At 50.0% G+C, this 8,095-nt stretch carries 7 protein-coding genes; 2 read left to right on the plus strand and 5 right to left on the minus strand.

What is annotated here, in order from left to right:
- Positions 1–718 precede the first annotated feature (718 nt).
- Genes J4F31_11205 through J4F31_11225 form a run of 5 tightly spaced genes read right to left on the minus strand, consistent with a single transcriptional unit; the run spans position 719 to position 6,229 of the window.
- Positions 719–2,125, minus strand: a complete 1,407-nt coding sequence (locus tag J4F31_11205; GenBank protein MCE2497124.1) for a DUF389 domain-containing protein — start codon at positions 2,123–2,125, stop codon at positions 719–721.
- Positions 2,126–2,165: 40 nt separating this feature from the next.
- On the minus strand, positions 2,166–3,230 hold the full coding sequence (locus J4F31_11210; GenBank protein ID MCE2497125.1) for a mannose-1-phosphate guanylyltransferase: 1,065 nt from the start codon (positions 3,228–3,230) through the stop codon (positions 2,166–2,168).
- Between the two features lie 51 nt (positions 3,231–3,281).
- The gene (locus tag J4F31_11215) at positions 3,282–3,875 is read right to left on the minus strand and encodes a SprT-like domain-containing protein (GenBank protein ID MCE2497126.1); all 594 of its coding nucleotides are present in this window, start codon (positions 3,873–3,875) and stop codon (positions 3,282–3,284) included.
- On the minus strand, positions 3,876–6,002 hold the full coding sequence (gene feoB, locus J4F31_11220; protein MCE2497127.1) for a ferrous iron transport protein B: 2,127 nt from the start codon (positions 6,000–6,002) through the stop codon (positions 3,876–3,878).
- Between the two features lie 2 nt (positions 6,003–6,004).
- The gene (locus tag J4F31_11225) at positions 6,005–6,229 is read right to left on the minus strand and encodes a ferrous iron transport protein A (GenBank protein MCE2497128.1); all 225 of its coding nucleotides are present in this window, start codon (positions 6,227–6,229) and stop codon (positions 6,005–6,007) included.
- Between the two features lie 260 nt (positions 6,230–6,489).
- Here J4F31_11225 and J4F31_11230 point away from each other — a divergent pair, with 260 nt between their 5' ends.
- Together J4F31_11230 and J4F31_11235 are read left to right on the plus strand one after the other, a co-directional pair.
- The gene (locus tag J4F31_11230) at positions 6,490–7,230 is read left to right on the plus strand and encodes an ABC transporter permease (protein ID MCE2497129.1); all 741 of its coding nucleotides are present in this window, start codon (positions 6,490–6,492) and stop codon (positions 7,228–7,230) included.
- Positions 7,227–7,982, plus strand: coding sequence for an ATP-binding cassette domain-containing protein (locus J4F31_11235; GenBank protein MCE2497130.1), 756 nt, complete (start codon positions 7,227–7,229; stop codon positions 7,980–7,982). Before J4F31_11230 ends, J4F31_11235 begins: the two co-directional genes overlap by 4 nt.
- Positions 7,983–8,095 lie beyond the last annotated feature (113 nt).

The raw sequence follows: 8,095 nt of genomic DNA on the forward strand, positions 1-8,095 counted from the left end.
TTGATACCTACAAAATACAGCCCTTTGGGCAGCGCTCCTTTTTTATGCCTCAGAAAAATTTATTTTGGACGGGTGTGCGACAGTACAGAACTATGGTTCCGTTGGTTGATTTTCTTGGATATATAAGTGTTTTCATTTCCTACAATTTTGATTATCACAAAATTACGGTGACACGTAGGGTCCTGAAAACGTAAAAGAGAGCAGTAGGGCGTAAAAGAGAGCATCAAGTCAGTCACAAATCTCCACGTCCAGATTTGTGTCTCTTTTGTTCCTCTTTTAATGCATCGAAATGCACTGAATTGATTCTACCTAAAAAACAAAAGCCTGACAATCAACTAGTTTGCCAGGCCTTGCTTTGAAATACTACAATAATAGTTGCCCGACTAGGACTCGAACTCTGGAGCCCAATTCTAATATTCCCGAAAATAGCCATTTTACGGATCAATCAGAATCTTCGGCGATTCCGAGCCCTTCCTACGAAATATTGTGAAGGGTCCGAACCTCGAACCACTCTAATTGGGTTTTCGTCAAGTCGGACATAAGCCCTATTATTTCTTCGTAAATGTTGACGGAACTTCCACATCCGGCCGTTAGGCCGAAACTATAATTAACAAGACCATGTGTTACACAGCGAAACTGAGTAGCGAAAGCGAATACATGAAGGACTAATATTAGGATTTGGATTGAGGAGACTGTGGTATTGGTTACCACGAGGCCATCAGTTGCGGATCACCGCTACACTGTCTTCACGTAAACGAACTTTGAGCCAGCGCGACATTTGCTCTTCCATTTCGGACATATCACGACTTTTTAGGCCTGTCTTCCAATGTACCAAGACCACGCATAACGTGTCGGTCCGGGTAAAGTCCGTTCCATAGGCCTGTCCAAAACTAAAGCGCTCTAAATCTTCATACTGCGCTTTAAGTTCGCGTCCGATCGCTTTAAAAGGAAGGGTGTCCCGTGCCAATCCGGATATCTGCATCACCAACTCGCTGATTCTTCGTTCGCGTTCGGCCAGGGCTTCCTGATTTTTGTAATAGAGATCGGAAAAAGTCTCGGCCCTAAAATCATTAAGTACATTTTGATAGACCGCCGGGTCGAATCGGGCCGATTGCACCACCTTGAGCTGAGCATCTTCGAGGCCGTATTCCGGTAATCGCGCTACCCATTGTTCTTTGATCTCGGGCGGAACACTCTTTCCGCCTTCAAACACTACTACGATCTCTTGTCGTTCACCCGAGTATTCCAGCATGCGATCCGTAACCAGGTTTTCGTCGTACTTGACCACCTCGCTTATGAACATATTGGCGCGTCGGTAGAAGAGCGATTCTTGCACTACATTGTAAAAGATCCACAGTGAAGGGAGAATAATGAGTACGCTAAATACGAGGATCAGCCTTCGCGCTCTGCGCTCCTTTACCGGGTCGAGGATCTCCACCATCGGAAAGCGCAAGTAGCGCACTACAATCACCGTAGCCAAACAAATGAATATGGAATTCAAAATGAAGAGGTAGAACGCGCCGAAGAAATAGTGAAACTGCCCGGTAGCGAGTCCAAATCCGGCCGTACATAAAGGAGGCATCAAAGCCGTGGCAATGGCCACCCCCGGAATTACGTTTGTTTTCTCTTTTCTCGAACCGGCCATGATCCCGGCCAACCCGCCAAAGAAAGCTACGAACACATCGAGCAGGGTGGGATTGGTGCGAGCCAATAATTCCGATTGAGCATCACTCAATGGCGTTAAAAAAAAGTAACTCGTGGAGGTAAGTACCGCAATGATGGTCATGGTCGCAAAGGACCTCAGGGACCTTCTTAGCGTTGGAACATCGTTGGTGCCCAGCGATAAGCCTACACCCAAAATGGGTCCCATGAGCGGGCTTATCAACATGGCTCCGATGATCACTGCACCGGAGTTGGTGTTGAGTCCTATAGAGGCGATGTAAATAGAGAAAACAAGGATCCAAACATTGTGGCCCTTAAAGTCGATATCGCGTTTAATACCCGCAGTGGTGTTCTCTGCATCCGTGCCTTCGGTGATGTCGATCACCCGTCGAGCATATGCCAAAAGCATGAGGAACAATCTCCGTGGACCATGTACTACCTTTTCTTCCGTTTCATCAGACATGAACGAAAGATAACTTTTTCTCTAGTTCAATGGTACGGCCTCAAACGTATTTATCGCCCTTTTCGATCTTGGCTTCGGCGACGAACTGCTTGATCATTTGCTCGTCGTCCTTTTTACAGATGAGGAGCGCATTATTCGTATTTACCACGATAAAGTCCTCCAAGCCCTGGATCACGACGAGCTTGTCGCCCGAAGTACTTACCAAATTGCGCTTGCTATCGTACATCATCACGTTTTTTCCGCCGACCACGGCATTTCCGTTTCCGTCGTGCTCGACATGCGTGTAAAGCGACCCCCAAGTCCCGAGGTCCGACCATCCGAACTCGGCCGGAACCGTATACACGTTCCTTGCCTTTTCCATGATACCGTAGTCAATGGAGATGTTCTTGCACGATGGGTAAATGCGTCCTATGAATTCCGATTCTTTCTCGGTATTCAAAAGGTCTGCTCCTTCTTGAAACAGTTGACCAACCTCCAGAAGGTGGTCGTCGAAGGCCTTGATGATGCTCTTAGCGCTCCATATGAAGATACCGCTGTTCCAGAGGAAGTCGCCACTTTCCAGGAACTTTTTAGCCAATTCGAGATCGGGCTTCTCAGTGAACGTCTTCACTTTGCTCACCTCTTCAATATCGAGCGATTGCCCCTCCTTGTACTGTATGTAACCGTATCCGGTATCGGGTCGGCTAGGGCGAATTCCCAAGGTCAGGAGCACGTCGTTATTCGCTGCGGTCTCCACGGCCAAATCGATCACCCGAACGAACTCATCTTCTTTAAGGATAAGGTGATCCGATGGAGCTACCACGATGTTAGCATCCGGATCGAGCCCTTGGATCTTGTACGCCGCGTAGGCCACGCATGGAGCTGTATTTCGGCGCGCCGGTTCAAGCAGGATCTGATCGCCACCTATCTCGGGCAATTGCTTCTTCACCAAGTCCTTGTACTGCGCGTTGGTCACGATGAAAACCTGACCCTTTGGCGTAAAGCGCAGCATGCGCTCGTAGGTCTGTTGGATCAGCGTTTGACCTGTGCCCAGTATGTCGAGAAATTGTTTTGGATAGTTTGTGCGGCTCATTGGCCAAAATCGACTGCCGATACCGCCAGCCATGATGACACTATATGTGTGGGTGTTCATCGATTCGGTTTTGATGGGGCAAAGCTAAGAAAATCGATTCACGATGGGAGCCAGCCCTTGAACTAAATACCACCTACCACTACTGATTTCCTGACATTTATACCTCGATCGCTGCTTTTCGCCCCGGCGAAATCGACGTCCGTTGCTCAAGGTAAATTCAACCCCTTCGTCCAACATCGATACGGTCTTTACCTGCTCACTTTCATCGTCATAAACCCTGAAGGCCTCGATGAGTTCGTGGTCGCTGAAGGTCGTTGCTTTAGGGTTGCGCAGGTGTCGTTGCCACACCCTACGCAATTCAGCGGGCACCCAGTCTGCCTCGGTCAGAGGCCACATGATGTCCCTAAAGGTCGTTTTCCATTCGGCCCCGTGAGGTGCAACCCGCTTGCGATACCTTTCGTGAACGTGCAAATGCGCGATCTCGTGCACCAGGACCCAAAGGAAGTGGTAGGGGTTCAAATTGCCGTTCACGCTGATCCGATGTACGTGCCGATCGGGTCTAAAGTCACCCGTTTTGGTACGCCTTGCCCGCGCAACATGCACATCCACCCGATAGGGTGCAAGCAACTCGGAAATGTAGGTTTCCGCCTGCGGCGGGATTCGCAACTCCCACCCCATTTACGCCAGTAATTGATAGGTGATCAAACTGGCGATGTAGGCCATGGCGCCCATGAACAGGAATTGTGCGAGGGGCCATTTCCAACTATTGGTTTCGCGGCGAACGACCGCCACGGTGCTCATGCACTGTAATGCAAAGGCGTAGAACACCATGAGCGATACGCCCGTAGGTAGCCCGTATTGTTTCTTACCCGAGATCTGATCGACCTCCGATTGCATTTTTTCACGAATACTGGTTTCGTTATCGGGATCGCCAACGCTGTAGATGGTGGCCATGGTTCCTACGAAGACCTCTCGTGCAGCAAAACTGGTGATGAGGGCAATACCGATCTTCCAGTCGTAGCCGAGCAGTCGAATGACCGGTTCAATTGTTTTTCCGACGATTCCGGCATAGGAAGCCTCGAGCTTTTCGCTCCCTTTGGCTGCCGCCAGATCGGCTGAAAGCCCGCCTTCGACTAGTTCGATGGAGTCGTATTTCTCCTCGATCTTTTGCATGCGGTCACCGGGTCCGTAGCTCGACAGGAACCACAATACGATCGAAATCGCAACGATGATCTTTCCGGCGTTGAACAAGAAGATGCGCACCTTTTCGAGCAGCGTGTAGCCTATGGTTTTCCAATCGGGCCACTTGTACCCGGGGAGTTCCATTACGAAAAAGCTGCGGTCGGCCTCGTTGAGCCAGAGGTTGAGCAAGAATGCTACTACTATCGCTGCAACGAACCCGAGAAGGTACAGGCCCATGAGGATGAGCCCTTGGACATTGAATATACCCCAACGGGCCTCGGACGGGATCACGAGTGAGATCAGAAGCGTGTACACCGGCAAGCGGGCACTGCAGCTCATGAGCGGTGTAATAAGAATGGTAATGAGGCGCTGTTTCCAGCCGCTGATGCTCCGGGTGGCCATGATGGCCGGAATCGCACAGGCGAATCCGCCCACGAGCGGAATCACACTACGGCCATTGAGTCCGAATCGCCGCATGAGTTTGTCCATCATAAAGCTCACCCGCGACATATAGCCCGTGTCTTCGAGCAAAGCGATAAAGAAGAACAGGAAGGCGATCTGCGGCACAAAGACCACAACGCCGCTGAGACCCGCCAAGACCCCATCGAGAAGAAGTCCGGTCAGGATCCCGGGCGGAAGTGCTTCGGCCAAATACTCGGTAAGTCCGGTGAACACGTATTCGATCCATTCCATGGGGAAAGTGGCCCAGCTAAATACCGCCTGAAACATCACGAACAAGATCGATAAGAAGATCACATATCCCCAGACCTTGTGGGTGATGACGTTATCGATCTTGTCAGTGAGGTGCTCGCGCGGACTCTTGGCCTGACGCACATTTCGGGCGATGATCCCCGGAATGAGTTCGTATCGCTTCTTGCTTTCATCGGCCTGAAAGCGGTAGGGCCTAAACTCGTGTTCCTTTACTAACTCCTGTATGTGCTCACTGCGATCCGGGTGGTTCTTGAAGTAGCTGATGAACTTGTGGTTACACGCGACCTGAAAAGCCGCATAGTCGCTGTTCACCTTCACGGCTTCACGCACTCGCTCGAGCAATTCGGGCGAGAAATCGCGCACGTGAATGAAGTCTTTGTTCGCCCTTTCGGGCGGATGTGCAATGAGGTCGCGCAGCTGGCGTACATCGAATTTCTTTCTGGCGTTTAGTAACACCACCGGTACTCCGAGTTCTTTTTCCAGCTGTTCGATGTTGAATTGCAGCCCATCTTTTTCGGCTAGGTCCGCCATGTTGAGCGCCAGCACGGTGGGTAAGTTGAGCTCTATGACCTGAGTGGCCAAGAAGAGGCACCTAGGCATGTTTGTGCTGTCGGCCACCACGATCACCTGATCGGGATAATCCGGATTCTCGGGGTCACAAAGCACCTCAAAGGTCACCAGTTCATCCACCGACTTGGGATATAGACTATAGGTCCCAGGCAGATCGATGATCTCGAATTTTTCTTTGACACCTGCATCGTCCCGTAGGGACAGAGAGCCCGTTTTTTTGTCTACGGTTACTCCCGGAAAATTACCCACGTGCTGGTTGAGCCCGGTGAGCGCGTTGAACAGGGTGCTTTTACCGCTGTTCGGATTTCCGATGAGGGCGATTTTCTTGTGGTTGGAGGCCAAGCCTATTGAATTTTCTCGATACCTACTGCCGACGCTTCATCGACCCTGAGGGCCAACACGCTGTTCCCAATCTTGATGGCGACCGGATCGCCAGCCGGAGCTTTGCGGATCATGGTCACCAGTTCGTTGGGTATCATGCCGAGTTCCATCAATTTAAGCGCGACGTCCTCCTCTGAATACGATTTAATGAGGGCGCGATCCCCGATGGCGAGCTGATCCAGCGTCAAGACAGTTATTTAGATTGATTCTAAGCGCCAAAAGTAAGCAATTGAGGCCAAAAGTGAAGTGACTCTTTTATGATTTTGCCGTCTGTTCTTGAACATCGGCGTGCCCGAAGGTGGGGCAGTCACAACCTCTTTTTCCGGCCGAGCAGGCAGCAAGGCACAACAGGCCTAAAAATAGGGTGATGTGTATAAGTTTTCGCATTGGCATTCGTTCCATCTGGGCAATGTAATGGAATCGCTTATTTTAGCGTAAAATTATCGGAATGAATTTTTTCTTCCACCTAGGAAGGTACTTTTTTCTGCTTTGGCGAGTGCTTCGCGTTCCCGAGAAATGGTCGGCATTTCGGAAGGAACTCACGCGAGAGGTGTGGGATATTGGCGTTAGTTCGCTCGGTATCGTGATCTTCATTTCGATATTCGTCGGGGCCGTTGTGGCGTTACAGCTCGCTTTTAATATTCAAGACAGTCCGTTTTTGCCGAACTGGTACATCGGGTACGGTACACGCCAGTCGTTGGTTTTGGAGTTTTCACCTACCATGATCTCTCTGGTGCTCGCCGGAAAGGTGGGTTCGAGCATATCGTCGAATATTGGAACCATGCGCAGTTCGGAGCAGATCGATGCTCTGGAGGTGATGGGGGTGAATTCGGCTCAGTTTCTCATTTTGCCGAAGATCGTAGCCGGTGTATTCTTTAATCCGCTGCTCATTGTTTTGAGTTTAGCGGCCGGAATCGCAGGTGGTATTGCGGCGGGTCCTTTGACCGGTTTGTGGACGGTAGGCGAGTTCATCGACGGGGCCACATTGGAGTTCAACCCGTTCAGTTTTACGTATGCCATGATCAAAACGGTGATCTTCGCATTCGTGATCGCTACGGTATCGTCTTATCACGGATATTATACCAAGGGCGGATCCCTCGATGTGGGGCGCTCGAGTACTCAGGCCGTGGTGTACAGCTCTATTACCATCATCATTCTCAACTTCGTCTTAACTCAAGTGCTGTTATGATCACCGTAGAGAACATCACAAAGAGCTTTGGAGACAAAGAGGTCCTGAAAGGGGTAAGTGCTCGATTTGTCGAGGGCAAGACTAATTTGATCATTGGGCAGAGTGGAAGCGGTAAAACCGTTTTTGTGAAAAGTATGGTTGGGCTACACGATATCGACAGTGGCACCATATCGTACGACGGTCGTTCTTTAAACGAAATGGGGTACGAGACCCGGAAAAAATTGCGTCAAGAAACGGGTATGGTGTTCCAGGGAGGAGCGCTGTTCGATTCTATGACCATCGAAGAGAATGTCATGTTCCCACTGAATATGTTCTCGGATATGTCGGCATCGGAAAAACTCGATCGAGTTAATTTTTGCCTTCAACGGGTGAATCTCGACAACGTCAATCATTTACTGCCGGCCGAGATCAGCGGGGGAATGCAAAAGCGTGTAGCCATTGCGCGCTCCATCGTTATGGAGCCCCAATACCTTTTTTGCGACGAGCCCAATAGCGGACTGGATCCTCAGACGGCCATTGTGATCGATAACCTCATTCAGGAGATCACGCACGAATTCAACATCACAACGGTGATCAATACCCACGATATGAACTCAGTGATGGAGATCGGTGAGCACATCGTATTCATTAAAGAGGGATTAAAGGCCTGGGAAGGAAATAGCGATGAACTCGTTACAACATCGAATGAAGATGTAAGCAATTTCGTTTTCAGCTCGAACCTCATGCGCAAGATCCGCGCTAGGATGGATTGATGAATCGGAACTTCAAGCCATAAAAAAAGCCGCTCCTAACGGTGGGGCTTTTATATTTATAGAGGATTAGAAAGAGGTCATAAGAGTTGTTGATATTCGAGACTTTAATGGCC

The organism is Flavobacteriales bacterium (genome assembly GCA_021296215.1).
Lineage (GTDB): Bacteria > Bacteroidota > Bacteroidia > Flavobacteriales > ECT2AJA-044 > ECT2AJA-044.